This window comes from Anoxybacillus sp. J5B_2022 (genome assembly GCF_026847645.1).
Lineage (GTDB): Bacteria > Bacillota > Bacilli > Bacillales > Anoxybacillaceae > Anoxybacteroides.
Genome location: NZ_JAPSMC010000006.1, coordinates 55,771 through 81,436, shown reverse-complemented (window position 1 = coordinate 81,436; position 25,666 = coordinate 55,771). Strand labels below are relative to the sequence as shown.

The following is a 25,666-nucleotide window of genomic DNA, read 5'->3' as shown; positions in this document are numbered from 1 at the left end:
TGGTCGCACTTTCATTCTACAGGAGATCCGCAGGCAAGGGCTATTTTTTTGCTTACTCGATTTTATCTAGCACTACGGGTATCTAAATAGTATCCATTCAGCCCAATACTAGTGAGATTTTCAGAATCCAGCACCAATAGGGCATTTCCCGTATCGAAAATGCCCTAGGAGGAATGGAGAATCGTTTGGAGGAACTCCTCACTTAGCTCGTTGAAGAAGCCAAAACGATTTTTCCGAACGTTTCACTTGCTTTCGATTTTTCATCGTTTCCGATTGAAAGAGGCGAAAAACAAGCTGACCGATAATGTCGGTCAGCTTTAAGAAAAATAGCTTCTAATCGTTTCCATTACTCGTTTTAGATCATGTTCATGAATGTTTCCAGTCTTGAAAAGAAGCTCTCGGTAATGAATGGTGTTGATTTTTGAACACCTAACAACGGACGGTTTGTCTAATCCCGCTTCTTTCCAATATTCTAAGACGACATCATATTTGTTTCGTGGCTGTTGACTTGTAATATTTGCAATTACTCTGTCCAATTCTACGACAACATCATGGTGAGATACGATGAGCACAGGTCTTCGTTTTCCTTTTATTTCTGCAAACCATACTTCGCCTCGTCTTCCCAGATTACTCATCGTCTTCTCCCCATATTTCTTTTTCTAGTTCTTTTTCAATGACATCTTTTGGAGGTCTGTTGTCAAAGTATTTGTCGAAAAGCCATGATAGCAATTTAATTCGCTCCGCATTGTCCATTTCGTCTAAAGCTTTCATGAACTCTTCCGCCCTCACATGTATCACCCTTATTTTTAATCATCTCATTATAAATTTTCGCAAAGTTAAAGCAGGTGGTCAATCCTCTAAACGTGCGCTTTATTTACCATCCCCGCACGTATGGCTTTGGTGCCTCAAGCGGGATGCCGAGCTCACTTGCGGCTGTTTTTGGCCAATACGGGTTGCGAAGGAGTTCTCGCCCGATGAAAATCAAATCGGCGCGGCCGTTGCGCAAAATTTCTTCCGCTTGCCGTCCGGATGTAATCAATCCGACAGCGCCTGTAGCGATGTCCGCGCCGTGGCGGATCGCTTCGGCAAACGGCACTTGATAGCCTGGATACGCATCAATTGCCGCTGGAACGACTGCACCGGAGCTTACATCGACTAAATCGACTCCTTGTGCTTTCATGCGCTTTGCGTATTCGACGTAGTCTTTCACGGTTAAACCGTCTGGATGATAATCATGTGCAGAAACACGGACAAACAGCGGTCCATCCCATACTTCTTTGACTGCCTCAATCACTTCGCTTAAAAAGCGGTAGCGATTTTCAAATGTACCGCCGTATTCGTCGTTCCGTTTGTTCGTTAATGGCGATAAAAATTCGTTAATGAGATAGCCGTGTGCCGCATGAATTTCCACGACGTCAAAGCCGGCCTTTTTGGCACGAAGCGCGCCGTTTTGAAACGCTTGAATCGTTTCTTCAATCTCCGCTTTTGTCATTTCTTTCGGTGTGCGCATGTTTTCATCAAACGGAAGCGGCGAGGGAGCGATGATCTCTCCGTCGACCGTCGCTTTTCGTCCCGCATGAGCGATCTGGATGCCGATTTTGGCCCCTTGTTCTTTGACAAGCGTTGTGAGCGTGCGCAATCCTTCGATATGCTCATCGCTCCATATGCCTAGATCGCGGGCGGAAATTCTTCCTTGCGGCGTCACGGCCGTCGCTTCGACGATAATGAGCCCGACTTGCCCGACCGCGCGCGTCGGATAATGAATTTTATGCCAGTTACGTACTGTTCCGTCTTCTGTGTCGCATGCATACATGCACATCGGTGACATGACAATTCGATTTTTCAGTGTCACGTCGCGAATCGTATATGGTGAAAAAAGCATGTCAATCCCCTCCAAGTAGTTGTGTTCAATTTGAATGATAACACGTGTGCTTGGAAAAGAAAAACAACTTGCACTATTTGACGGACGAAAGCAGCGCTTGCCCAAGTTCTTCAGAGCGCTCGGTCGCCCGTTTAATGCAAGCAATGACCGCTTCTTGATAACGGTAGCGTTCAAGCACACCAATGCCTGCTTCGGTCGTGCCGCCCGGACTTGTCACTTCTTTGCGTAAAACGGAAGGATGTTTGTTCGTCGCTTTTAACATATGAGCCGCGCCGATGATCGTTTGCAAAATCAACTCTTTTGCCACAGCGCGATCGAGCCCGATTTCATCCGCCGCTTTTTCCATTGCTTCCACTAAATAATAGACGTACGCTGGTCCGCTGCCAGACAACCCTGTCACCGCATGCAAATCTTGTTCTTTAACGACAGTAACAATGCCGACTGTTTCAAATAACGTTTTGGCGATCGCTAAATGTACCTCTGTCGCAAAGCGGCCACAAGAAAGGGCGGTCGCTGATTGCCGAATGGCCGCCGATGTATTTGGCATCGCGCGAATGACCGCGATTTGTTTTCCAATAAGCGATGTAATCGTTTCCGTCGTCACCCCAGCAAGCAGCGAAATGATGAGCTGTTGTTCGCCAAACGCGTGTGCAATCGGAGTGAGGCTTTCCGCTGCATCTTTCGGTTTCATTGCTAAAATAACAATATCTGCCTCTTTGACCGCTTTTTCTTTATTTGTTTCTGCACGCACACCGTATGTTTGTTGCAAATAATGAAGACGTTCCACACTTGAACGATTCGTAACAATCATTTGGTTTGGCTCGTATAACGTTTTTGCCATCCCAGAAATAAGCGCTTCTGCCATCGAACCTGCACCGAGAAACGTAATCGTTGTTTCTTTGCTCATCTTCTCTCCTCCTCATCTCAAATAAAAAAGACCTTTCGCCCTTCAAAAAGGACGGAAAGGTCTTTATTTCCGCGGTACCACCTTTGTTGGCACATGTGTGCCCACCTCGTAGCCGGTATCGTCGGCTATACGGTTAGGTTTGCCTAACAGCTCTTGGGTAGGTTCAATGGGAAAGAGGGCAATGAAACCTTTCAGCCGCTGGGTTTCACTCTCTTGTGCCGTTCCCCATTTACTAGTCCCAATCATCGCCTGCCTATTTTGTTTGCAATTATGCACCGAAACCAAGCCTATTGTCAATAGAAAAATCAATCAATTTTTTGAATTTTTTTACGGGTGGTGAGAAAAAAATGACAAACGAAGAAAAACGGTGTAAACTGTTAAATAACATGACTATTCTTAAATTATTATAATATAATGATAAAGGGGAATGTTGATGGACAAAGAGGTGTACCGCATTGTCGTTCCGACACCGTTTCCCGTCGGAGACGTCAATATGTATATTGTGAAAGGCGATCGATTAACATTGATCGATGCCGGAGTCAAGACGGAAGAAGCGTGGCAGGCGTTTCAGCGTCAATTGCATGAAATAGGCTATGAACCTAGCGACATCGAGCAAGTCGTATTGACGCATCATCATCCAGACCATGTCGGCTTGCTTGATTATTTGCCGGACTCGATTCCGGTCATCGCCCATCCGAAAGCGCAGCCGTGGATTCGAAAAGATCCGGAGTTTTTGGCGTGGCATCAGCACTATTTTGAACAATTTTTAATCGAATGTGGGATGGATGCCGCGCTCTTGCCACAGCTGCCGAAATTTCGCCGTTCGCTCCGTTATTCGTGCGAGCGCTCGCTCACCACAGCGGTTTCCGAAGGCGACCGAATTGGCGGCTTGGAAGATTGGACGGTCATTGAAACGCCAGGACATGCCCAAAGCCATATCGTCTTGTATCGGGAAAAAGACGGACTGATGATTGGCGGCGATCATTTATTAGCAAAAGTTTCGTCCAATCCGCTGCTTGAACCACCGGAAATCGGAAAAACGGAACGTCCAAAACCACTTTTGCAATATAACGATTCGTTAAAAAAATTGCTTCGTTATGAGATTGCTAAAATCAAGACAGGACATGGGGAAGATGTCACGGGTGTGCCGGAGCTAGTCGAGAAGCGGCTTGCGAAACAACATGAGCGCGCCGAACAAGTATTAGAGATGTTAGTACATGAACCATTGACTGTATTCGATGTATGCAGACAACTCTTTCCAACCGTGTATGAGCGGGAATTTTTGCTGACGATGTCAGAAACGATCGGACAGCTCGATTATTTAGAACATATCGGAGCGGTAGTGAAGCGAAAAGAAAACGACGCTTATCTTTTTTATGAGGTGGTGGGATCGCGGTGAAACTCGCAGGGAAGCGCGTCGTTATTACCGGCGCATCCGGTGGGCTTGGCGAGCGGATCGCCTATGAAGTGGCGAAGCGAGGCGGCATTCCGGTATTGCTTGCGCGCAATGAAGAAAAGTTAGCGCGGATTTCGGAAAAAATAAAAGCGACATACGGCGTTCCATGTCGCTATGAACGGTTGGACGTCAGCGACCTTGCCGCGGTCGAAGCGGTGTTTCAACAGCTCGTGCAAGAGATAGAAATCGATGTGCTTGTCAACAACGCGGGGTTTGGTGTGTTTCGCTACGTCGAAGACATTGATTTACAAGAAACGGAAGCGATGTTTGCGGTGAACGTCTGTGGGCTCATCGCCTGCACGAAAATAGTGTATCAGCAGATGATGAAGCGGCGCAAAGGGCATATTATCAACGTCGCTTCCCAAGCAGGAAAAATTGCGACGCCGAAATCGAGCGTCTATGCGGCGACAAAGCATGCAGTGCTTGGGTTTACGAACAGCTTGCGCATGGAAGCGGCGCAATATGGGATATTTGTGACCGCTGTTAACCCAGGACCGATTGAAACAAACTTTTTTTCGGTTGCCGATGCAACGGGCGATTACGTAAAAAACGTCAAGCGTTGGATGCTTCAAGCCGATGACGTGGCTCGCCGCGTCGTCGATGCGATGATGACCCCGACAAGGGAAGTGAACATGCCGCGTTGGATGAACGCGGGAAGTAAACTATATCAGCTATTTCCATCGTTCATTGAAGCGATTGGAAAAAATGCGTTTTTTAAAAAATAACCCTCCTGTACGTGGAGGGTTATTTTGTCATGTACTCATACACAACATCGTGAACGATTTCGTATACATCCATCTCTGGGTGTGTCTTGTTTTCTGACACGATGTGTTCATATAAATCCGCCCACTCCGAATCGGTGAGCGGAAACGCTTCTGCGTCGCGCCCGTATTGGCGCAGGCAGTTTTGTACGAGCTTTTTTAGCCATTTTTCATCCAATCGCTTCACTCCCTACGATTGGGATGGAGTAGCACGGACAACGGATTGGAACGTTCCTTTATGCGTTCCATCGCAAAACGGCATTTTCTGTGACATGCCGCAACGACAGAGCGAAAACGTTTCCTTCGTTTCGAATTTGTTGCCTTCCGCGTCGATTAATTCCACTTCTCCTGTTACGCGAAATGAGCCGTTGTCATTTACTTTAATTTGTACTTTAGCCATGTAGGGTTCCTCCTTTATTTGTGCTCTCATTTTTGGTAGTATAGTTAGCGTATGTAAAAATTTAATGACAAAAAGGGCGGTCATTATGAATATTACATTTACGGATCGAGCAATGCAACAACTCGAACAGATTTTGTCGAATACAAAAAAGCGATTAAAATTAAAATATGATACGGACGGCTGCGGTTGTGCCGTCAGTGGCGTGCCGACATTATGGCTCGTCGATCAAGCAGAGGAAGATGATATAGCGATTGAAACGAATTATGTTCCGGTACTTTTGGAAAAATCACGGCTTGTTTTTTACGATGATAACATGGTGATTGACGCGGTGGAAGGAGCAGGGTGTTTTCTGTTGAAAAGCCCGAATCAAATCTTAAATCCGCGCATGTCGATAGTGAAAGGGAGTGAACAGCATGAATGACAAACTAAAACAAATCGCCAATATTGCGAAACAAAAAACGTGGGTATCGTTTATGCATGAAAACGATCCGTATAGTTTGCTGCATTGGTCGATTGCGGGCATTTATCAAGAAAAGAAAGATGTTTGGTTATTGCAAGACGAAATGACGTTTGCTACGACGGAATTTGCCACGCTCGATGAGGCGATTCAGTGGATAAAAGAGCATCTGCCGAACGTTACCGAGATTTTATAAGGAGGCAATCGCCTCCTTATCACTGCGGGGAATTTTGCCGTTTGGTCGGATGGATCGCCTTTTCTAATTCTTCTTTAGCGATCGTCGGTTTGACCGTATCTGCGGACGGCTTCCCTTTTTGCGCTCGGTTGGCCATGAACGATTCTCCTTTCGTTGAAATCATAGACCTTCTTATCTTGAAAAAAGAATGCTGTTTTTATTCAGGGGGAATGATGATGAAACATCAATCAGAAGAAAAAATTACGCTAAAAGACTACCTTGGCACTGATTTGTACGCAAAGTTGCGCGCGAAAAAAAGTGCGTTGGAAGCGGAAGAAAAAAGAAAAAAAGCAGAAGAAGAAGCGCGCAAACGAGAAGAACAGCGGCAGCGCGAAAAAAATAAAACGTTTGAAGAACTGCTAAATGAGAGCAATTTAGATTGGAGAAAATTTAAGGAATAAGCCCTGAATGCTCAGGGCTTTTTTATCGGTGCATTTCATAAATAGACGCTTTCGTCTGTTGTTTTAGCCATTCGTATTCTTCTTTCGTCAATGCCGGCATCGAAGCGGCAGCAATATTGTCCGTCAGCTGCTCGAGGCTGCTCGCACCGGGAATGACAGCAGCGACGACCGGATCGTATAAACAAAATTGCAAAGCGGTCGCGGTAAACGAGCGGTGAGCCGTTGTGTTTGCTTTTAACGCCGGCAAGAGGCTTTGCAACTCTTCATAGGTGTAATCAAGGTAGCCGTTCGTTTTCACTGCCTCGCTTGCCGCTTCAAGCGGGCGGTCGGTGAGCAACCCTTTCGCCACTGGTCCGCGGGCGATGACGCTAATATCGTGCGCTTTTAATAGTGGAAAAAGCTCTTCCGGACGGCGGTCGAGCAAGCTATATTGCATCATGACACTAACGATGTTCGAACGTTTTACATATTCGCGAATGACATTTGGGCGAATCGACGAAATGCCGTAGTAGCGAATAACCCCTTCTTGTTTTAGCTCTTCAAACGCTTCAATCGTTTCATCGATTGGATCGTCGATTGTGCCGCCGTGCAGCTGGTATAAATCGATATAGTCGGTTTGCAAGCGGCGCAAGCTTTCTTTTACGGCTCGTTTTATATATGCTTTCGACGGATCCCAAAACCAGCCGTCCTTTCCCTCCTCCCAACGGTTTCCGACTTTCGTTGCTAGCACAACTTGATCTCGTTTTCCTTTGATTGCTTTGCCGACAAACTGCTCGTTTAAGCCGCGATCGTACAGATCGGCCGTATCTAAATAATTGATGCCGCGCTCAAGCGCTTCATGAATGATGCGAATCGCCTTCTTTTCCTCCGTGCCGAGCGACATGCAGCCAAGCCCGACTTCGCTCACATATAAATTCGATGTGCCGATGCGCCGTTTGTTCATCATTTCTCCTCCAATCACTAATTTTCTCCATTTTATACGAAAATGTAGTACAATGGAAACGAAAATGATTAAACGAAACGGGAGCGAAACCAAATGGATCATTTAATCGAAAAAACGATTCGCCAAGAGAAAATCTTTAGCGGCAAAGTCATTCAAGTATATGTCGAGGACGTGCAATTGCCAAACGGAAGCACAAGCAAACGAGAAATCGTCAAACATCCAGGAGCGGTGGCGATTCTCCCGCTGACAAACGAAGGGAAATTAGTGCTTGTGCGGCAATACCGTAAAGCGTTAGAGCGTGTATTAGTCGAAATTCCAGCGGGAAAATTAGAAAAAGGAGAAGAACCGCTCGTGACGGCTCGACGTGAACTAGAAGAAGAAACGGGCTATTCGGCCGAATCGATGCGCCACCTTATCTCTTTTTACACGTCCCCAGGGTTTGCGGATGAACTCATTCATCTATATGTCGCCGAAGGGCTTGTGAAACTAGAAGAAGCGGCAGGGCTGGATGCCGATGAATTTGTTGATTTATTGGAAGTGACGTTAGAGGAGGCGGTAGCTATGCTTGAAGCGAAAGAAATTTACGATGCGAAAACTGCCTATGCTTTACAATATTTGCAGCTTGCGCGGGCATTAAAAAAATGAACGACTATTACATATTCATAAAGTAACCGCTGAACAACTTATCGATGTCGTCGGGGAAAAATTAGCGGAAACGATTGTGCTTGCTAGAAGCGGTCAGCTTGTCATGGCGGCAGGCGGTGGCGGCCAATACGGGAAAATCGCTCTTACATAGGGCGATTTTTTCTTTTCTTCCAACTAGTCATAGACGTGCGCTTTTTTCATACAATCTAGTAAGAGCGAAAGTAGGAGGAAGAGAGAATGAGAAAACAGCTGCTAAAATCGGCCATTGCGATGCATGTGCGGGAACACGCGTCCGTTTATTTGTTTACGATCGTCTTATTTCTGATGGGAGTCATTTTTGGCGCCATTGTGGTCAATAGTTTAAATTTAAGCCAAAAGCAGGACTTATATTATTATTTAACGCAATTTTTTGGACAAGTAGCGAAAGGAGAGTTCGCTAGCGCCTATGACATGTTTCAACAAAGCTACTTTCACAATTTGCAATATATCGGGTTTATGTGGGTGCTCGGCATTTCGATTATCGGCTTGCCGCTGATTTTAGTGCTTTTATTTTTAAAAGGGGTCGTCGTCGGATTTACGGTCGGGTTTCTTGTCAACCAAATGGGTTGGCAAGGATTTTTATTATCATTCGTTTCGGTCATGCCGCAAAATTTTATTGTTATTCCGGCTTTTATTGTGATGGGGACGGTATCCGTTTCTTTTTCACTCAAAATGGTGCGCAATCAATTTATGAAACGAATGCATGAACCGATTTTTCCGATGATTATGCGCTATGCGTTTGTCATGGTGGCCATTAGCGCCTTATTGCTTATTTCCGCTTCGTTGGAAGCATACGTATCGCCGATGATTATGAAACAAGTAGTTCAGTTAATTAATCAATAATAAATATTATTTAATAACGGTTTTATTTATTTGATGATAATAATTTTACTTTGATACTTCCTTCGTTCTTTTGTATAATGATAGATGAACGACGAGGGAGGGAAATAAAATGGAAGATCGGATCGAACGAATAAAAAAACTTTTGCATACCGCCGGATACAAATTGACACCACAGCGCGAGGCTACTGTGCGGGTTCTGTTAGAACATGAAGAAGACCATTTAAGTGCGGAAGATGTCTACCTCCTCGTTAAAGAAAAATCTCCAGAAATCGGATTAGCGACGGTTTATCGGACGTTAGAACTATTAACAGAACTGAAAATCGTCGATAAGATCAACTTTGGCGATGGTGTATCACGGTATGATCTTCGTCAAGAAGGGGCGACCCATTTTCACCATCATTTAGTATGTATCGAATGTGGATCGGTAGCGGAGATTCAAGAAGACTTGCTAGAGGAAGTAGAAGCAGTTGTCGAACGGGATTGGAAGTTTAAAATTAAAGACCACCGACTAACATTTCACGGCATTTGTTACCGTTGCCAACAAAAAGATCAACAAGAAGAATAAAAAACCTTTTCCGGCGGGAAAGGTTTTTTCATGTATAAAAAGAAAAAACGATGGCATATCCTCAATAATAAGTGTCATTTAGGGAGGGTGTGCCGTGAAAACGATGTGGCAGATGGTGAAAACGTTTGTTTTATTTACGGGATGCACGATTTTATTTTATTATAGTCTTATATGGTTTCATCGGGAGTACGAAAACTATCATCGCTATGATGAACCGCAAGGATCGGCAGTGAAAGTATCGACAACAGAAGCTATATCAACGAATTGGTTAGAAAGATTTATACTTTTTTATCGCGATGGGGAGTAGAGAACATTGGAATATGAAATGAAAGATTTTCTCCATTACTTAACGGTTGAGCGGAATTTGGCGAAAAATACAATCATTTCCTATGAACGTGATTTGCGTAAATATGCCCATTATTTAGAGCATGTCGAGCAAGTTCGGTCGTGGAACGAGGTGTCACGTCTTCATATTCTTCAATTTTTAAAGTTTTTAAAAGAGAACGGAAACTCGGCGAAAACAGTGGCGCGTCACATCGCGTCTATTCGGTCGTTTCATCAATTTCTTTTGCGCGAAAAAGTGACGGAACAAGATCCGACGGTTCATATCGAAACCCCGCAACTCGAGCGCAGTTTACCGAAAGTGTTATCAACGGCGGAAGTCGAAGCGCTTTTAGAAACACCTAAACTGAACACGCCGTTTGGCATTCGCGACAAAGCGATGCTCGAATTGTTGTATGCGACCGGCATGCGCGTCAGTGAAATGGTGAATTTAAATCTTTCCGATATCCATTTGACGATGGGCTTTGTTCGCTGTTACGGAAAAGGAAAGAAAGAGCGGATCATACCGATCGGCCGCATCGCGCTTTCCGCGCTCAAAATGTACATCGAAGAAGCTAGACCGAAACTTATCCATCCGAAAAAACGGGCGACGGACGCGCTATTTTTGAACCATCACGGCGAACGATTAACGCGGCAAGGGTTTTGGAAAATTTTAAAGAAGCTTGCGAAAGAAGCGAACATCGAAAAAGAACTAACCCCACATACGTTTCGCCATTCGTTCGCCACCCATTTACTTGAAAACGGCGCCGACTTGCGTGCTGTGCAAGAGTTGTTAGGACATGCCGATATTTCGACGACACAAATTTATACACACGTCACGAAAACGCGCTTAAAAGACGTGTACCAACAATACCACCCGCGGGCGTAAAAGCGGGTGGTTTTTTATGCAAAATAACGGTAATAAATACTTACAGATGTTTCTGTGCTAAATTGTTCACATTTATTTTTATTGCGCATCATTATGAAAACGTTTTATAATGTAGTTGTCAGACTTCTGACCAATGAACAATTGGTGTGTTCGAAAAAAAATAAGGAAATGATAAAAAGAAACGCTATTTTGCGAAAATAGGAGGAATGTACGTGGCTCATACATATAAGCGTGTATTTTTAATCGTGATGGACTCTGTTGGCATTGGCGAAGCGCCGGATGCGGAAAAATATAACGACAAAGGCGCCGATACGCTCGGGCATATCGCTGAACATCGCGGCGGCTTGAACATGCCCAACATGGCGAAGCTTGGGTTAAGCAACATTCGCGAAATTAAAGGAATTCCAAAAGCGGAAAAACCGCTTGCGTACTATACAAAAATGCAAGAAGCATCCGCTGGGAAAGATACGATGACTGGTCACTGGGAGTTAATGGGGCTGCGCATCGATACGCCGTTTCAAGTGTTCCCTAACGGATTTCCACAAGAGCTGATCGCTGAGCTTGAAAAGCAGACGGGACGAAAAGTAATCGGAAACAAGCCAGCAAGCGGAACGGCAATTATCGAAGAACTCGGCGAAGAGCATATGGAAACAGGAGCGCTTATCGTTTACACATCCGCAGATTCCGTTTTGCAAATTGCCGCGCACGAAGAAATCATTCCGCTTGACGAATTATACAACATTTGCAAAATCGCTCGCGAATTGACGCTTGATGAAAAATATATGGTTGGTCGCGTCATTGCACGCCCATTCATTGGAACGCCAGGCAATTTCCAACGCACCGCGAACCGTCATGACTATGCGTTAAAACCGTTCGGGCGTACAGTGATGAACGAATTGCAAGATGCGGGCTATGACGTCATTGCGATCGGCAAAATTGCTGACATTTACGATAATGAAGGCGTGACGAAATCGCTTCGCACGAAATCGAACATGGACGGAATGGATAAGCTTGTTGATACGTTACACATGGATTTTACAGGGTTAAGTTTTGTCAACCTCGTCGATTTTGACGCCTTATACGGCCACCGTCGCGACCCGAAAGGATATGGTGATGCGCTCGAACAATTTGACGCGCGCCTTTCGGACGTATTGCCGCTTCTAAAAGAAGACGATTTATTAATCATTACGGCTGACCATGGCAACGACCCAGTCCATCACGGCACCGATCATACGCGCGAATACGTGCCGCTTCTTGTCTACAGCCCAAGCATGAATGGCGGAAAAGAATTGACGCTTCGCCAAACGTTTGCCGATGTCGGTGCGACGATTGCGGAAAACTTTAACGTCAACATGCCAACATACGGAACAAGCTTTTTAGCGGAATTAAAGTAGGAGGGACGTTCATGAATCGAGCAGCAATTGAACAAGCAGTACAATTTTTAAACGAAAAATTCCCGACACCGCCACAAATCGGGCTCATTCTCGGATCCGGCCTCGGGGTATTAGCCGATGAAATTGACCAGGCGGTGAAAATTCCGTATCGTGATATTCCACAATTTCCGGTTTCCACAGTGGAAGGTCATGCGGGACAATTAGTGTACGGGCAACTAGAAGGGGCAACCGTGCTCGCGATGCAAGGCCGCTTCCATTATTATGAAGGGTATAGTTTAGACAAAGTGACGTTCCCGATTCGCGTGATGAAGGCGCTTGGCGTGGAGAAATTAATCGTCACGAACGCAGCTGGCGGAGTGAACGAAACGTTCCAACCAGGCGATTTAATGATTATTTCTGATCATATTAATAATATGGGAACAAATCCGCTTATCGGCCCGAACGATTCAGCGCTTGGCGTCCGCTTTCCGGATATGACAGAAGCGTATAGCAAACAGTTACGGAAGCTTGCGAAAGACGTTGCTGCCCGCTTAGGGATTCGCGTGCAGGAAGGGGTTTATGTAGCCAATACCGGCCCGTCTTACGAAACGCCAGCAGAAATCCGCATGATTCGTGCGCTCGGCGGCGATGCGGTCGGCATGTCGACCGTGCCAGAAGTCATTGTCGCCCGCCACTCGAACATGGAAGTATTAGGGATTTCTTGCATTTCGAACATGGCAGCAGGCATTCTCGATCAACCGCTAACGCACGATGAAGTGATCGAAACGACGGAAAAAGTGAAAGTAGACTTTTTACGGTTTGTGAAAGCCATTGTGCGCGAAATGGCGCAAAAATAACGAGGTGAAAAGCAATGAGAATGGTAGATTTAATCGAAAAAAAGCGCGACGGCTATGCGTTAACGAAAGAAGAAATTCAATTTATTATTCAAGGCTACACAAACGGTGCGATTCCTGACTACCAGATGAGCGCATTTGCGATGGCAGTATTTTTCCAAGGTATGAACGACGAAGAAACAGCCGAATTCACGATGGCGATGGTTCACTCTGGCGAAACAATCGACCTTTCGAAAATTGACGGCATTAAAGTTGATAAGCACTCCACAGGCGGTGTGGGAGATACGACGACGCTTGTGCTCGGGCCGCTTGTCGCTTCGGTCGGTGTGCCAGTGGCGAAAATGTCTGGTCGCGGTCTTGGGCATACAGGTGGAACGATTGACAAGCTAGAATCGGTGCCTGGTTTCCACGTTGAAATTAGCAATGAGGAATTTATTGAGCTAGTAAACAAAAATAAACTTGCCGTTGTCGGTCAGTCTGGTAACTTAACGCCAGCTGATAAAAAATTGTATGCATTGCGCGACGTGACGGCAACGGTTAATAGCATTCCATTAATCGCTTCATCGATTATGAGCAAAAAAATTGCCGCTGGGGCAGATGCCATCGTTTTAGATGTCAAAACAGGCGCTGGCGCATTTATGAAGGAACTAGACGATGCGAAAGCGCTGGCAAAAGCGATGGTCGAAATCGGCAACCGCGTCGGTCGACAAACGATGGCCATTATTTCTGATATGAGTCAGCCGCTCGGCTATGCGATTGGCAATGCGCTGGAAGTCAAAGAAGCGATCGATACGCTAAAAGGAGAAGGGCCGAAAGATTTGCAAGAGCTTTGCCTCGTGCTTGGCAGCCATATGGTCTATTTAGCGAAAAAAGCGTCCTCTTTAGAAGAAGCGCGCCACATGCTAGAACGTGCAATCGAAGACGGTTCAGCGCTTGAGGCGTTCAAACGGTTTTTAGCAGCACAGGGTGGGGATGCGTCCGTTGTTGATGACCCGAGCAAATTGCCGCAAGCAAACTATGTCATCGAATTAGAAGCGAAAGAAGACGGCTACGTGGCTGAAATCGTTGCCGATGAAATTGGCACAGCGGCAATGCTTTTAGGAGCGGGGCGGGCGACGAAAGAATCGACGATTGATTTAGCGGTCGGCTTAGTGTTGCGCAAAAAGGTGGGCGATGCGGTGAAAAAAGGCGAATCGCTTGTGACGATTTACAGCAACCGCGAACAAATCGACGACGTCAAACAAAAGTTATATGAAAATATTCGCCTTTCTTCCGAACGAGTGCAAGCGCCAACGCTTATTTATGATAAAATTTCGTAACAAAGATTGTTCAGACGTATAGAAAAAGGTGTCCTAATACTTTTAGGATGCCTTCTTTTTTTGTATAAAAAAAGACAAATTGGAAAAAATGGCATGTATAAAGAATGGAGGGTTGGGTATGTGGAAAGTAATGACGAGTTTTTTGTTATTCATTGCTTGGACGATTCCGATGTCCAATGTTTACGCACAAGAGAAAGACTCTGGCGTTGAGCTTGTGCCGCAAGCTCGGTCAGCAATTTTGCTTGAACGGGATACGGGCACGGTATTGTACGCGAAAAATGCGCACGAAAAATTGCCGCCAGCAAGCATGACGAAAATTATGACGATGCTTCTTATTATGGAAGCGATTCATGACGGAAAATTGAAGTGGAATGAAAAAGTGCGCACAAGTGAATATGCGGCATCGATGGGCGGTTCGCAAATCTTTTTAGAACCAGGCGAGGAAATGACCGTCGATGAAATGATGCGCGGGATTGCCATCGGTTCGGCCAATGATGCCTCTGTCGCCATGGCGGAGCGAATTGCGGGATCGGAAGAGGCGTTTGTCCAAATGATGAACAAAAAGGCGAAGCAGCTCGGTTTAAAAGACACCGTCTTTAAAAACGCGACCGGTCTTCCTGCCGAAGGGCATTACAGCAGCGCTTACGACATGGCAATAATGGCAAAAGAGTTATTAAAATATGACGACATTACAAAATATACGGGAAAATATGAAGACTATTTACGGGAAAATACGGACGAAAAATTTTGGCTTGTCAACACAAACCGGCTCGTGAAATTTTATCCAGGGGTAGACGGGGTAAAAACAGGATTTACGGCAGAGGCAAAATATTGCTTAACGGCGACAGCGAAAAAGAACGGCATGCGCGTCATCGCCGTCATCTTCGGAGCGCCAACGCCGAAAGACCGAAACGCGCAAATAACGAAATTGTTAGATTATGCGTTTAGCCAATACGAAACCCATCCGGTGTATAAGAAAAATACGGTCATTGCCGCCATCAAAGTAAGCAAAGGAAAAACGAAAACAGTTGAAGCCGTTACTGCCGAGCCGATCTCAGTATTAACGAAAAAAGGCGTATCTGTGAAAGAACTGAAAAAGGTCGTGAAACTAAACGAAAACATACAGGCGCCTGTTCGAAAAGGCGATGTGCTTGGAACGCTCATTTTAAAGCAAAATGGAAAAGAACTATTGCGCCGCCCGCTTGTCGCGAAACAGTCAGTCGCCGAAGCGAGCTGGTGGGATTTATTTAAACGGACGTTGCAAACATTGACAAAATCCGCCTAAAAATGTCCGTTTTTGTAGCTTTCGTTCTATTTTCCGCGAATGCCGACTACTTTTGTCAGTCGGCAGGACTTTCCCTTCTTGTGCACGAAATAGTTTTCTATTATGCGATAAGGGGGAAAGTGCAGTGAGTCTGACGATGGACTTTGAAGTAAAGCAAAATGTATTGCTCGTTCGTCTTTCCGGAGAGCTTGACCATCACACAGCGGAAGCGCTCCGCGAGAAAGTGACGGACTTGATGGAAACAAAACCAATTCGCCACATCGTGCTCAATTTAAGCGAATTAACCTTCATGGATAGCTCCGGTCTTGGCGTGATTTTAGGCCGGTATAAACAAATTAAAAATGTCGGTGGGGAAATGATCGTTTGCGCCATTTCTCCGGCAATTAAGCGGCTGTTTGATATGTCTGGATTATTTAAAATCATTCGGCTTGAGGCGGATGAACAATATGCACTACAAACGTTGGGGGTGGCGTAAATGAGAAACGAAATGCACCTCCAGTTTTCCGCACTAAGCCAAAACGAATCGTTCGCGCGGGTAACCGTAGCAGCGTTTGTCGCCCAGCTTGACCCGACGATGGATGAACTGACAGAAATTAAAACGGTCGTCTCCGAAGCGGTCACAAACGCCATCATTCATGGCTATAATAACGACCCGAACGGCATCGTCTACATTTCTGTCGTCATCGAAGACGGCGTTGTGCAAATGACGATTAAAGACGAAGGAATTGGCATTGCGAATGTGGAGGAAGCGCGTCAGCCATTATTTACAACGAAGCCGGAATTAGAACGGTCTGGAATGGGATTTACAATCATGGAAAATTTCATGGATGAAGTGACAATTCATTCGGAAGTGAATAAAGGAACGACCGTACAATTAACGAAGTACATTACAAAGAGTAAAGCGCTATGCAATTAAGGGAGACATGCCTATGGATGTCGATGTCAAGCAAGAGCAGACGCCGATGAAAGACCACGAACTGAAAGAACTCATCCGGCGCAGCCAAGAAGGCGACGAAGAGGCACGTGAGGAAATCATTCAAAAAAACATGCGCCTCGTTTGGTCGGTCGTGCAACGCTTTCTCAATCGCGGGTATGAGCCGGACGACTTGTTTCAAATCGGGTGCATCGGCTTACTAAAATCAGTCGATAAGTTTGATTTATCGTATGATGTAAAATTTTCGACGTATGCGGTACCGATGATTATTGGGGAAATTCAGCGATTTATTCGCGATGATGGCACCGTGAAAGTCAGCCGTTCGTTAAAAGAAACAGGCAATAAAATTCGCAAAGCGAAAGACGAACTATCAAAGCAATACGGTCGAGCGCCAACGGTAACAGAAATTGCTGACTATTTACAAATTTCACCGGAAGACGTCGTGCTCGCACAAGAAGCTGCTCGTTCGCCAACGTCCATTCATGAGACGGTGTATGAAAATGATGGAGACCCGATTACCCTTCTCGACCAAATTGCGAATCAAGAAGAGCTATGGTTCGATAAGCTCGCGTTAAAAAAAGCGATTGAAGAACTGGAAGAGCGCGAACGACTCATCGTGTATTTGCGCTATTATAAAGACCAAACGCAATCAGAAGTGGCATCTAGATTAGGCATCTCTCAAGTGCAAGTATCACGGTTGGAAAAAAAGATTTTACAGCAAATCAAGCAAAGAATGGGCGAATAGTGCCCATTCTTTGTTTTTTTTATTAAATTAATGGTAATTATTTATTCGCCGTATCATTCCTTTTTTGTTCAAACATACTAAGTAAGAAAAAATAAATAAAGGTGTGAGGCGATTGGAAACGGTTTTCATGAAATTACGTCATCGCGTCCAAGTAAAGCCACATGAAATGGTCGTAGTCGGGGATGTTGCCCAAATGATCGCAACGGACGATCAACTGCTTGAAAAAATAAAGCAGCTTCCCGTTTATCAAATTCAACCGCACGACAAAAACATCGTCATTATCGATGTCATGCACGTGATCGACACGATTGTTCGCTCCGAGAAAACAGTAGACGTCCAAACGATTGGGCCAGCACAAACGATCGTCGAAGTCGTTTATGAAAAAAAGCGCGTGTCGTTTCTTTCCTTTTTGTTCGTTTGGCTATTGCTTTTTATCGGCTCGGCGCTAGCGATTATGAATTTTCATGAAGACGTCAGCATGAAAGAAATGCATCAACATTTATATACGATGATTACGGGCGAAAAAACGGAAAAGCCGTTATTGTTTCAAATTCCGTATTCCTTTGGATTAGGGATAGGCATGATTTTATATTTTAACCATCTGTTCCGCAAGCGGCTCAACGAAGAGCCAAGCCCTCTTGAAGTCGAAATGTTCAACTACCAGCAGTCGCTCGACCAGTACGTAATATTGCACGAAAATAAAGAAAGTATGAAGCGAATTGACGACGATTGAAGTTGCGTTCGTCGCCATCGTCGGGTTTGCGGGAGGGCTAGCGGCTGGAACAGGGTTCGTTGCTTTTTTAGTCGTTCTCGGGGTCATTCCACGATTGACGCAACTGACGAAAACGATGAAATGGATTCATGCCTATGAATGGAGTGCGGTAGCCGGTGCCGTCATCGGCGGCTGGATGAGCCTCCGTTCTTCCGTATTAGGGGCATCGAAATATTGGCTTCTTCCGCTTGGGATGTTTAGCGGCGTGTTTATCGGGATGCTTGCAGCGGCATTGACAGAAGTGCTCAACGTCTGGCCGATTTTAGCGAAACGAATGGGAATGGCAGACAAAGTGATTTTATTGCTTATGGCGATCGTTTTTGGCAAAGTGTTCGGAGCATTATTTTACTGGATTTATTTTGTGGAGGGGAAGTAGCGATGCGATTGCGTGACAATTATCGACAAGCGGTAAAAAAATTTCAGCCGAAACCGTCGTATGTAGCCAATAGCTTAAAGGCGTTTTTTATCGGCGGTGGGCTTTCCGTTGTAGCGGAAGTGTTACGTGCACAATTTCGCGTGAATTTGCCGTCGCTCGCAGCGGAACAGGCGGTATTGCTTCTGTTTATTGGCGCAGCGGTCGTGCTTACTGCCATCGGCGTGTATGACGAGTTTAGCCAGTTTGCTGGGGCTGGTTCGACGATGTTAATTACATGGTTTGCAAATTCGCTAACAAGCGCTGCGTTGGAGCATCGAAGTGAAGGAGTGGTGAGCGGCATTGCAGGGCATATGTTTAAAGTTGGCGGGGCAGCGCTCGTATATGGAATTGTCGCCGCCTACTTGTTCGGACTCGTGTATTTCATGAGGTAAGGGGGGATTGGGTGAAGCTCGTTGGAAGACAGACGTGGGTGTTTGATGACGTGTATATTCAAGCGACAGGTACAGCGGTCGGTCCTTTTGAGGCAGATGGGCCGCTTGGCAACTGTTTTGACGTCGTCCACCATGATTTATATTGCGGGGAAAAAACGTGGGAACGTGCCGAGCGGCGGTTAATGCAAGATGCGATTGCTGCCTGTTTACAGCATGGCAACGTCACAATCAACGAGGTAGATGTGTTGCTTGCTGGCGATTTATTAAATCAAAACGTCACCGCCAACTATACGGCGCGTGAACTTCCCGTTCCGTTTTTATGCATGTTCGGGGCATGCTCGACGTCAATGGAAACATTGGCAGTTGGGGCAGCGCTCGTGGATGGCGGCTTTGCCAAACGAGCGGTTGCGGCAACAAGCAGCCATAACGCTACCGCCGAGCGCCAGTTTCGTTATCCGACAGAACTTGGTGTCCAAAAGCCGAAAAGCGCAACGTTTACGGTCACAGGAGCAGGGGCAGCATTAATCGGGAAGGGGAAAGGACGTTTTCGCGTGACAGCTGCGACGATTGGAAGGGTAATCGATGCGGGATTAACGAACCCGCTTGATATGGGATCGGCGATGGCGCCGGCTGCTGCCCATACGATTGAACAACATTTTTACGATTTGCGCCGTTCGCCATCGGACTATGACTTAATTGTGACTGGTGATTTATCTCGCGTCGGCAGCGTCATTGTGAAAGAACTTTTAATGGAAGCAGGGCATGATGTCACGAGCAATTACAATGATTGCGGGTTACTTATATACCGTCCGGAAAAAGCAGCGTTTGCTGGGGGAAGCGGATGTGCATGTTGCGCGGTAGTGACGTACGGTCATTTGTTAAAAGAAATGGCAACAGGAGCGATTGAACGAATGTTAGTCGTGGCGACCGGGGCGTTATTAAGCCCGACGATGATTCAACAAAACGAATCGATTCCTGCGATTGCTCACGGGGTTGTCATTGAAGCGGTGAGGGGGGAGTGACATGGAGTATTGGTCGGCATTTTTCGTCGGTGGTTTCATTTGTGGAGTTGCGCAGTTATTTATGGATTATAAATTTTCGCAAATGCAAGTTGTAATCGGTTTAGTGTTGGCTGGTGTTGTTTTAGGTGCATTAGGCGTATATGATTGGCTAGTCGACATCGCTGGAATGGGGGCGCTGTTGCCGATGAGCGGCTTTGGCTACTGGTTGATTAAAGGCGTTATCGCAACAACAGAACAAAACGTGATAGAAGCAGGCGCGAACGTCTTTCGCCTCGTCGGGGTAGAGATCGTAGCGATGATTGTTCTTTCGTTTTTTACCGCACTTATTTGCAAACCGAAAGGATAGAGCATGATGAGAAAAAGACGGGTCATTATTGTAACGGATGGAGATGAGTTTGCATGGCGAACGATTGAGCATGTCGCAAAAGAAGTCGGCGGCCGCTGCATTAGCCGCTCGCGCGGAAACCCGTCGGTGTTGACAGGAAAAGAACTTGTACGCCTTATTTTACAAACCCCTTACGATCCTGTGTTTGTCATGTTTGATGATTGCGGTGCGATTGGTGAAGGAGCAGGGGAGCAGGCGTTAAAATATGTTGCGACCCATCAGCAAATCGAGGTGATCGGTGCGATTGCCGTTGCGTCAAACACCCATCAGCACGAATGGACAAAAGTCGATGTCAGCATCGACCGTGACGGCTATTTAACCGAATATGGCGTCGATAAAGAAGGGATTCGCGAATTAGACGTAGGGCGCATTAATGGCGATACGGTATATTGTCTCGAGCAATTAAACATTCCGATCATCGTTGGCATTGGCGATATTGGGAAAATGGGCTATCGCGACCATATAAAATATGGGTCCCCCATTACGAAAAAAGCGGTTGAGTTAATTTTAGAAAGGAGTGGGCTACGTGACGATGACAGAAAAAAAAGTGCCGATTTTTGCTAACCTTGCCGATAACGAAGCGTATTTAAAAGAAAAAATCGGGATCGGGACAAGCTTCGATTTAGGTATACGAAAAGTATATATTTTGAAAAAAGAAGTGCACATTTATTATTGCAACGGGCTTTGCGATACGCAATATTTAATCGAATTGTTAAAGCAAATCGTGCAAATTAACGACCGAGAGCGACAAACGGCGCAGGCGAAACAAATTCTGGAAAACCGCCTCGTCCACCAGCAAGTAAGTTCGGTTGACAATTTAAACGAAGCGATTGATAAATTGTTGTCAGGGTTGATTGTTATTTTATTAGAAGGGGAGACGAGCGGCTTTATTGTCGATGTGCGCAGCTATCCTGGCCGCCAGCCGCAAGAGCCAGATACAGAAAAAGTCGTACGTGGTGCGCGCGATGGCTATGTCGAAAACATTATCGTCAACACCGCGCTAACAAGACGGCGCATTCGCGATGAGCGGTTGCGGTTTGAAATTATTCAAGTCGGCGAGCGGTCGAAAACGGATGTTTGCATCGCTTATATTAAAGACGTCGCTGATCCAGGGCTTGTCGAGCTAGTGAAAAAAGAAATTCAGCAAATTAAAATTGACGGCCTTACGATGGGGGATAAAACAATCGAAGAGTTTTTAGTGAAACAAGGGTATAACCCGTACCCGCTTGTGCGTTATACGGAACGCCCTGATGTAGCGGCGACGCATTTACTAGAAGGGCATGTCATTATTATGGTTGATACGTCGCCAAGCGTCATTATTACGCCGACGACGTTTTTCCATCATGTGCAGCACGCCGAAGAGTATCGGCAAAATCCAGCGGTCGGGACGTTTGTCCGTTGGGTGCGGTTTTTAGGCATTTTGGCGTCGCTCTTTTTGTTGCCGCTGTGGGTGTTATTTGTATTAGACCCATCATTGCTCCCGGAGAAACTGTCGTATATCGGGCCAAATAAACATACGAATATTCCGGTCATTGTGCAAATTTTTATCGCTGATTTCGGGATTGAGTTTTTGCGGATGGCTGCGATTCATACGCCGACGCCGCTGTCGACGGCAATGGGGTTAATCGCTGCCGTCTTAATTGGGCAAATTGCTATCGATGTCGGCTTATTTGTGCCAGAAGTCATTTTGTATGTGGCGGTAGCGGCGATCGGTTCGTTTGCGACGCCAAGCTATGAGTTAAGCATCGCCAATAAAATTGCCCGTCTTGCACTCGCACTTGCTGTCGCGGTGTTTAAAGTGCCAGGGCTTGTGATTGGCACGACCGTTTACCTCATTTGGCTCGTGCGCATTCGATCGCTCAATACACCGTACTTGTGGCCGTTTATCCCGTTTGACCCAGCGGCGTTTTTGCAAATTTTAGTGCGCCGTTCGGTCGCAGGGACGACGGTTCGCCCAAGCATCGTCCATCCGCAAAATCAACAAAAACAACCGACATAATGGAAAAGATTTATATTGCAACTTTCTTAAAATTGTGATACGTTATACGTAATCTTTTTCCCGCAGAAAAGGCAGTTAATATTCGTTCGTTAACTGTCTTTTTTGCTTTCGGTTCGCATAAAAATGAATGGTTTTGAATATTTAATCTGTCGGAATGAGGGATCGGCATGTTTTTCCACGGAACGAGTCGTGTGAATGAAAAAGGGCATTTAGAAATCGGCGGTGTAGACGTCGTGATGCTTGCAGAAGAATATGGCACACCGCTGTATATTTATGATGTGGCGCTCATTCGCGCCCGCGCCCGCGCGTTTAAAGAAGCGTTTGAAAAGCATGGAGTAAACGCGCAAGTCGCATACGCGAGCAAAGCGTTTTCGACGATTGCGATTATCCAACTTGTCGAAGAAGAAGGACTGTCGCTTGATGTCGTGTCGGGCGGGGAATTGTATACAGCGCTAAAAGCGGGATTTCCGCCAGAGCGCATTCATTTTCATGGAAACAACAAAAGCCGTTCGGAATTGGAAATGGCGCTTGAATGCGGCGTTGGTTGCATCGTTGTTGACAATTTTTATGAATTGCAATTACTAGAAGAGCTGAGCCGCCAGCGAGAAACGGTAACGGACATTTTGCTTCGGGTGACGCCAGGAATCGAGGCGCATACGCACGATTATATTTTAACCGGGCAAGAAGATTCGAAGTTTGGCTTTGATTTAAATAACGGGCAAGCAGACGAAGCGCTACGGCAAGCGCTGCGGTCAGGGTCGCTTCATGTGTTAGGCATTCATTGCCATATTGGCTCGCAAATTTTTGAGACGACAGGCTTTGTATTGGCAGCGCGAAAAATTTTCCAAAAAATCGCTGTTTGGCGTGAGGCGCACGGATTTGTTCCCCAAGTCGTCAACCTCGGCGGCGGCTTTGGGATTCGTTATACGAACGAAGACGACCCGCTGCCAGCGGCGCAATACGTCGAGCAAATTATTGCGGAAGTGAAAAAACAAGTGGAAGAGTTCCATCTCCCGCTGCCGGAAATTTGGATTGAGCCAGGGCGCTCGCTCGTTGGCGATGCCGGGACGACGATTTATTCGATCGGCTCGCGCAAAGAAGTGCCGAACGTGCGCCATTATGTGGCGGTCGATGGCGGCATGAGCGACAACATTCGCCCAGCGCTTTATGAGGCGAAATATGAAGCGGTGCTCGCCAACCGCGTGCTTGATGCGAACGAAGAAGTCGTTGCGATTGCGGGGAAATGCTGCGAGTCAGGCGATATGCTTATTTGGGACTTACCGCTTCCGAAAGCAGAAGCAGGCGACTATTTAGCGGTATTTTGCACCGGTGCGTACGGCTATTCGATGGCGAACAACTATAACCGTTTGCCGCGTCCAGCCGTCGTCTTTGTCGAAAACGGCGAGGCGCAGCTTGTTGTGAAACGCGAAACGTATGAAGATTTAGTGCGGCTTGATGTGCCGCTAAGGGCGAGGGTCGGGCAATAAAGATAACACAGGCTTCTGTTGTCAGAAGCCTGTTTTCTGCTGGGCGCCGTTTTCTGATTTTACTTGCTCAGTGTATTTATTTGAAGACAGAATTATATCCTAATGTTATAGGGAAAGCATGCTGTTATTATCATATCTTTCACAGTGGAAATAAACGCCCGGCATTAGCTGTAATTTTTTACTTTTCTTTATCGGTTGCAAATGCCTTCTCAAGAGGCAGAAAAGCTTGTGTTCCGCCACATGATTCTGTGTTTTTAGTGAAATAATGGATAATCAACACTCGTGGATTCATATATTATTTCAGAATAGAATACATTGTCGTCGTTAAGCGCGAAAACGTAGGGAAATGTAGCAATGGTAGATGGCTTTTGGAAATAAAAATAAAAAGGCTGATGGTTCAGCCTTTTTATTTTTGCGGTTCGGATGTGAACGCAGATTTAATCGCTTGCCAAATTTCTTTTAATATGTCGATGATGTTTTGAATAAACGTTTTTCCTTCTTCTGATTGCAAGAAGGCGGAAAGTTTTTCTTTTGCCTTATTTAGTTGGTCGTTCACTTCGTTCCAGTCAATGTTTAAGTTTTTCATTTTGTTAAACAGCGAGATGAGGCTGTTCATTTCATCCGGCGTAAGCGTAATGCCTAAATCTTTTGCCACTCGTTCAATGAGGGCACGCATGTCGGCATCTGTTTGCGGCGGATTTTTCGCGATTTCTTCTTTAATTTTTGCCAAAAGGGCGACCGCTTGCTCGTTGCCGATTGATTTGGCGAGCTGCGCCGTTTTTACCATCTCTTCATTCGCGACTTTTTTGACGTCTTCTGGGATGACTTTGTCCGACGAAATTTCGTACGCCTTCATCAAACCAGTAAGGGCGGCTGTGCCGGATACCGGAAACGGGGCGGTAATGTAAATTTTCGCATCTTTCACGCCGGCGGTAATAAGCGCGTTCGTGTACATTTCTTTTGTCACCCATGTAATGTTATGCGTTTCGACATCTAATCCTGAACCTTCTGCGCCAATGGTAATCATCGACGACGAAATCGCTTTTGTGCCAATTTGCGCTTTCGGAATCAATCCGTCGAGATATTTATGCTCTTCGGCATTAGAAACGGTAATCGTTTGCGCATTTTGCGGCGCATTCATTTCGTTTAATACTTGCTGCTTTTGCGCTTCCGTTAAATTTTCTCCTAGCGTAATAATGACATCGCCTTCTGCGGCATCCGCTGCGGCAAAGGCAGGAAACATGAGCACCATTATGACCGCTAACCAGCCGGTAAACATCTTCTTCATTGGAATAACCTCCTTCACCTTCCTTATTGCCATCATTCCTATTCTACATACAAATCGGACAAGATAGAAGCAAAAAGCGGCTTACTTTTTTTGTGCGTGAAACAATGGTATGATAGGGGAGAAAAGAAAGGGGACTGAGCATATGAGCAAAAAAGGATATATTTTAATGGAAAACGGCGCGAAAATTGAATTTGACTTATTTCCGAACGAAGCGCCAAAAACAGTAGCGAACTTTGAAAAATTAGCGAATAGCGGATTTTATAACGGATTGACGTTCCATCGCGTTATTCGAGGGTTTGTCAGCCAAGGCGGATGTCCGCGCGGCAACGGAACAGGCGATGCAGGCTATACGATTCCGTGTGAAACGGACAACAACCCGCACAAGCATATCGAAGGGGCACTATCGATGGCGCATCGCGGCCGCAATACAGGCAGCTGCCAGTTTTTCATCGTGCACGAGCCGCAGCCGCATTTAGATGGCGTCCATACCGTATTTGGCCAAGTAACGGCAGGGATGGACGCAGTGAAAGCGATGCGGAACGGCGATGTGATGAAAGAAGTGAAAGTGTGGGACGAAGCGGAATAAGAGAGGATGGGACGATGAAGAAAAACTGGGTGTTATTTTTCCTCCTTTTCTTCTTAAGCTTTGCAT

The 25,666-nt window shown here is 45.9% G+C and carries 34 protein-coding genes; 26 read left to right on the top strand and 8 right to left on the bottom strand.

Annotated elements, in window-relative coordinates; genetic code table 11:
• Nucleotides 1-317: 317 nt before the first annotated feature.
• From M4I42_RS03365 to proI, 4 genes are all read right to left on the bottom strand, one after another.
• On the bottom strand, nt 318-635 hold the full coding sequence (locus tag M4I42_RS03365; RefSeq protein WP_268850830.1) for a type II toxin-antitoxin system PemK/MazF family toxin: 318 nt from the start codon (nt 633-635) through the stop codon (nt 318-320).
• Nucleotides 628-771 carry a hypothetical protein gene (locus M4I42_RS03360; protein WP_162484112.1) on the bottom strand — a complete coding sequence of 48 codons (144 nt, stop codon included), beginning with the start codon at nt 769-771 and terminating at the stop codon, nt 628-630. Before M4I42_RS03360 ends, M4I42_RS03365 begins: the two co-directional genes overlap by 8 nt.
• 103 nt (nt 772-874) lie before the next feature.
• Entirely contained in the window at nt 875-1,882 is a 1,008-nt protein-coding gene (gene namA / locus M4I42_RS03355; RefSeq protein WP_268850829.1) for an NADPH dehydrogenase NamA, read from the bottom strand.
• Nucleotides 1,883-1,955: 73 nt separating this feature from the next.
• Nucleotides 1,956-2,789, bottom strand: a complete 834-nt coding sequence (gene proI / locus M4I42_RS03350) for a pyrroline-5-carboxylate reductase ProI (protein WP_268850828.1) — start codon at nt 2,787-2,789, stop codon at nt 1,956-1,958.
• A 433-nt stretch (nt 2,790-3,222) separates the two neighbouring features.
• On the opposite strand from proI, the gene M4I42_RS03345 reads away from it, so the two are divergent.
• Entirely contained in the window at nt 3,223-4,188 is a 966-nt protein-coding gene (locus M4I42_RS03345) for an MBL fold metallo-hydrolase (RefSeq protein WP_268850827.1), read from the top strand.
• Nucleotides 4,185-4,970 carry an SDR family NAD(P)-dependent oxidoreductase gene (locus tag M4I42_RS03340; RefSeq protein WP_268850826.1) on the top strand — a complete coding sequence of 262 codons (786 nt, stop codon included), beginning with the start codon at nt 4,185-4,187 and terminating at the stop codon, nt 4,968-4,970. The genes M4I42_RS03345 and M4I42_RS03340 overlap by 4 nt, the downstream gene beginning before the upstream one ends.
• A 19-nt stretch (nt 4,971-4,989) precedes the next feature.
• Here the strand turns inward: M4I42_RS03340 and M4I42_RS03335 are convergent, their stop codons facing one another.
• Both M4I42_RS03335 and M4I42_RS03330 read right to left on the bottom strand, forming a co-directional pair.
• Nucleotides 4,990-5,193: a YqzH family protein gene (locus M4I42_RS03335; protein ID WP_268850825.1), complete on the bottom strand. Its 204-nt coding sequence runs from the start codon at nt 5,191-5,193 to the stop codon at nt 4,990-4,992.
• A gap of 3 nt (nt 5,194-5,196) precedes the next feature.
• Entirely contained in the window at nt 5,197-5,406 is a 210-nt protein-coding gene (locus M4I42_RS03330; RefSeq protein WP_268850824.1) for a CDGSH iron-sulfur domain-containing protein, read from the bottom strand.
• Nucleotides 5,407-5,491: 85 nt separating this feature from the next.
• Here M4I42_RS03330 and M4I42_RS03325 point away from each other — a divergent pair, with 85 nt between their 5' ends.
• The 3 genes from M4I42_RS03325 to M4I42_RS03315 all read left to right on the top strand — a co-directional run bounded on the left by M4I42_RS03325 (nt 5,492) and on the right by M4I42_RS03315 (nt 6,499).
• A complete protein-coding gene (locus M4I42_RS03325) occupies nt 5,492-5,827 on the top strand; it encodes an iron-sulfur cluster biosynthesis family protein (RefSeq protein WP_268850823.1) in 336 nt (111 codons plus the stop codon).
• Nucleotides 5,820-6,059, top strand: a complete 240-nt coding sequence (locus M4I42_RS03320) for a DUF2552 family protein (protein ID WP_268850822.1) — start codon at nt 5,820-5,822, stop codon at nt 6,057-6,059. Before M4I42_RS03325 ends, M4I42_RS03320 begins: the two co-directional genes overlap by 8 nt.
• A gap of 215 nt (nt 6,060-6,274) precedes the next feature.
• Nucleotides 6,275-6,499 carry a YqkE family protein gene (locus tag M4I42_RS03315; RefSeq protein WP_268850821.1) on the top strand — a complete coding sequence of 75 codons (225 nt, stop codon included), beginning with the start codon at nt 6,275-6,277 and terminating at the stop codon, nt 6,497-6,499.
• Between the two features lie 22 nt (nt 6,500-6,521).
• On the opposite strand, the gene M4I42_RS03310 is transcribed toward M4I42_RS03315, so the two are convergent.
• The gene (locus M4I42_RS03310) at nt 6,522-7,442 is read right to left on the bottom strand and encodes an aldo/keto reductase (RefSeq protein WP_268850820.1); all 921 of its coding nucleotides are present in this window, start codon (nt 7,440-7,442) and stop codon (nt 6,522-6,524) included.
• Between the two features lie 93 nt (nt 7,443-7,535).
• Here M4I42_RS03310 and M4I42_RS03305 point away from each other — a divergent pair, with 93 nt between their 5' ends.
• The 20 genes from M4I42_RS03305 to lysA all read left to right on the top strand — a co-directional run bounded on the left by M4I42_RS03305 (nt 7,536) and on the right by lysA (nt 23,726).
• Complete coding sequence (locus tag M4I42_RS03305) at nt 7,536-8,087, top strand: NUDIX hydrolase (RefSeq protein ID WP_268850819.1); 552 nt, start codon at nt 7,536-7,538, stop codon at nt 8,085-8,087.
• 237 nt (nt 8,088-8,324) lie between these two features.
• Nucleotides 8,325-8,969, top strand: a complete 645-nt coding sequence (gene spoIIM / locus M4I42_RS03300; protein ID WP_268850818.1) for a stage II sporulation protein M — start codon at nt 8,325-8,327, stop codon at nt 8,967-8,969.
• Nucleotides 8,970-9,078: 109 nt separating this feature from the next.
• Nucleotides 9,079-9,534 (top strand): ferric iron uptake transcriptional regulator, encoded by a 456-nt coding sequence (gene fur, locus M4I42_RS03295; RefSeq protein WP_268850817.1) that lies wholly within the window; start codon nt 9,079-9,081, stop codon nt 9,532-9,534.
• A 94-nt stretch (nt 9,535-9,628) separates the two neighbouring features.
• Complete coding sequence (locus M4I42_RS03290; RefSeq protein ID WP_268850816.1) at nt 9,629-9,841, top strand: YqzK family protein; 213 nt, start codon at nt 9,629-9,631, stop codon at nt 9,839-9,841.
• Between the two features lie 6 nt (nt 9,842-9,847).
• A complete protein-coding gene (gene xerD / locus M4I42_RS03285) occupies nt 9,848-10,744 on the top strand; it encodes a site-specific tyrosine recombinase XerD (protein WP_268850815.1) in 897 nt (298 codons plus the stop codon).
• 206 nt (nt 10,745-10,950) lie between these two features.
• On the top strand, nt 10,951-12,138 hold the full coding sequence (gene deoB / locus M4I42_RS03280) for a phosphopentomutase (RefSeq protein ID WP_268850814.1): 1,188 nt from the start codon (nt 10,951-10,953) through the stop codon (nt 12,136-12,138).
• A gap of 11 nt (nt 12,139-12,149) precedes the next feature.
• Nucleotides 12,150-12,974 carry a purine-nucleoside phosphorylase gene (locus tag M4I42_RS03275; RefSeq protein ID WP_268850813.1) on the top strand — a complete coding sequence of 275 codons (825 nt, stop codon included), beginning with the start codon at nt 12,150-12,152 and terminating at the stop codon, nt 12,972-12,974.
• A 14-nt stretch (nt 12,975-12,988) separates the two neighbouring features.
• Nucleotides 12,989-14,290, top strand: a complete 1,302-nt coding sequence (locus M4I42_RS03270) for a pyrimidine-nucleoside phosphorylase (protein ID WP_268850812.1) — start codon at nt 12,989-12,991, stop codon at nt 14,288-14,290.
• Between the two features lie 118 nt (nt 14,291-14,408).
• Nucleotides 14,409-15,575, top strand: a complete 1,167-nt coding sequence (locus tag M4I42_RS03265; RefSeq protein WP_328284581.1) for a D-alanyl-D-alanine carboxypeptidase family protein — start codon at nt 14,409-14,411, stop codon at nt 15,573-15,575.
• A gap of 136 nt (nt 15,576-15,711) precedes the next feature.
• Nucleotides 15,712-16,050 (top strand): anti-sigma F factor antagonist, encoded by a 339-nt coding sequence (gene spoIIAA, locus M4I42_RS03260; RefSeq protein WP_221210700.1) that lies wholly within the window; start codon nt 15,712-15,714, stop codon nt 16,048-16,050.
• A complete protein-coding gene (spoIIAB, locus tag M4I42_RS03255) occupies nt 16,051-16,491 on the top strand; it encodes an anti-sigma F factor (protein ID WP_183183480.1) in 441 nt (146 codons plus the stop codon).
• A gap of 13 nt (nt 16,492-16,504) precedes the next feature.
• Nucleotides 16,505-17,254, top strand: coding sequence for an RNA polymerase sporulation sigma factor SigF (gene sigF, locus M4I42_RS03250; protein WP_268850811.1), 750 nt, complete (start codon nt 16,505-16,507; stop codon nt 17,252-17,254).
• Between the two features lie 127 nt (nt 17,255-17,381).
• Nucleotides 17,382-17,987, top strand: a complete 606-nt coding sequence (locus M4I42_RS03245) for a stage V sporulation protein AA (protein ID WP_268850810.1) — start codon at nt 17,382-17,384, stop codon at nt 17,985-17,987.
• Nucleotides 17,974-18,402 carry a stage V sporulation protein AB gene (locus M4I42_RS03240; protein ID WP_268850809.1) on the top strand — a complete coding sequence of 143 codons (429 nt, stop codon included), beginning with the start codon at nt 17,974-17,976 and terminating at the stop codon, nt 18,400-18,402. Before M4I42_RS03245 ends, M4I42_RS03240 begins: the two co-directional genes overlap by 14 nt.
• Nucleotides 18,403-18,404: 2 nt before the next feature.
• Entirely contained in the window at nt 18,405-18,833 is a 429-nt protein-coding gene (locus tag M4I42_RS03235; RefSeq protein WP_183183476.1) for a SpoVA/SpoVAEb family sporulation membrane protein, read from the top strand.
• A gap of 11 nt (nt 18,834-18,844) precedes the next feature.
• Nucleotides 18,845-19,855, top strand: a complete 1,011-nt coding sequence (gene spoVAD, locus M4I42_RS03230; protein WP_268850808.1) for a stage V sporulation protein AD — start codon at nt 18,845-18,847, stop codon at nt 19,853-19,855.
• 1 nt (nt 19,856) lies between these two features.
• Nucleotides 19,857-20,201, top strand: coding sequence for a SpoVA/SpoVAEb family sporulation membrane protein (locus M4I42_RS03225; RefSeq protein WP_268850807.1), 345 nt, complete (start codon nt 19,857-19,859; stop codon nt 20,199-20,201).
• Nucleotides 20,202-20,207: 6 nt separating this feature from the next.
• Nucleotides 20,208-20,804, top strand: a complete 597-nt coding sequence (locus M4I42_RS03220) for a stage V sporulation protein AE (protein WP_328284580.1) — start codon at nt 20,208-20,210, stop codon at nt 20,802-20,804.
• Nucleotides 20,773-22,239 carry a spore germination protein gene (locus M4I42_RS03215; RefSeq protein ID WP_268850836.1) on the top strand — a complete coding sequence of 489 codons (1,467 nt, stop codon included), beginning with the start codon at nt 20,773-20,775 and terminating at the stop codon, nt 22,237-22,239. Before M4I42_RS03220 ends, M4I42_RS03215 begins: the two co-directional genes overlap by 32 nt.
• Nucleotides 22,240-22,406: 167 nt before the next feature.
• A complete protein-coding gene (gene lysA / locus M4I42_RS03210; RefSeq protein WP_268850805.1) occupies nt 22,407-23,726 on the top strand; it encodes a diaminopimelate decarboxylase in 1,320 nt (439 codons plus the stop codon).
• A gap of 406 nt (nt 23,727-24,132) precedes the next feature.
• Here lysA and M4I42_RS03205 read toward each other — a convergent pair whose 3' ends face one another.
• Complete coding sequence (locus M4I42_RS03205; RefSeq protein WP_268850804.1) at nt 24,133-25,014, bottom strand: DUF1002 domain-containing protein; 882 nt, start codon at nt 25,012-25,014, stop codon at nt 24,133-24,135.
• A 142-nt stretch (nt 25,015-25,156) separates the two neighbouring features.
• On the opposite strand from M4I42_RS03205, the gene M4I42_RS03200 reads away from it, so the two are divergent.
• On the top strand, nt 25,157-25,600 hold the full coding sequence (locus M4I42_RS03200; RefSeq protein ID WP_268850803.1) for a peptidylprolyl isomerase: 444 nt from the start codon (nt 25,157-25,159) through the stop codon (nt 25,598-25,600).
• The last annotated feature ends 66 nt before the right edge of the window (nt 25,601-25,666 follow it).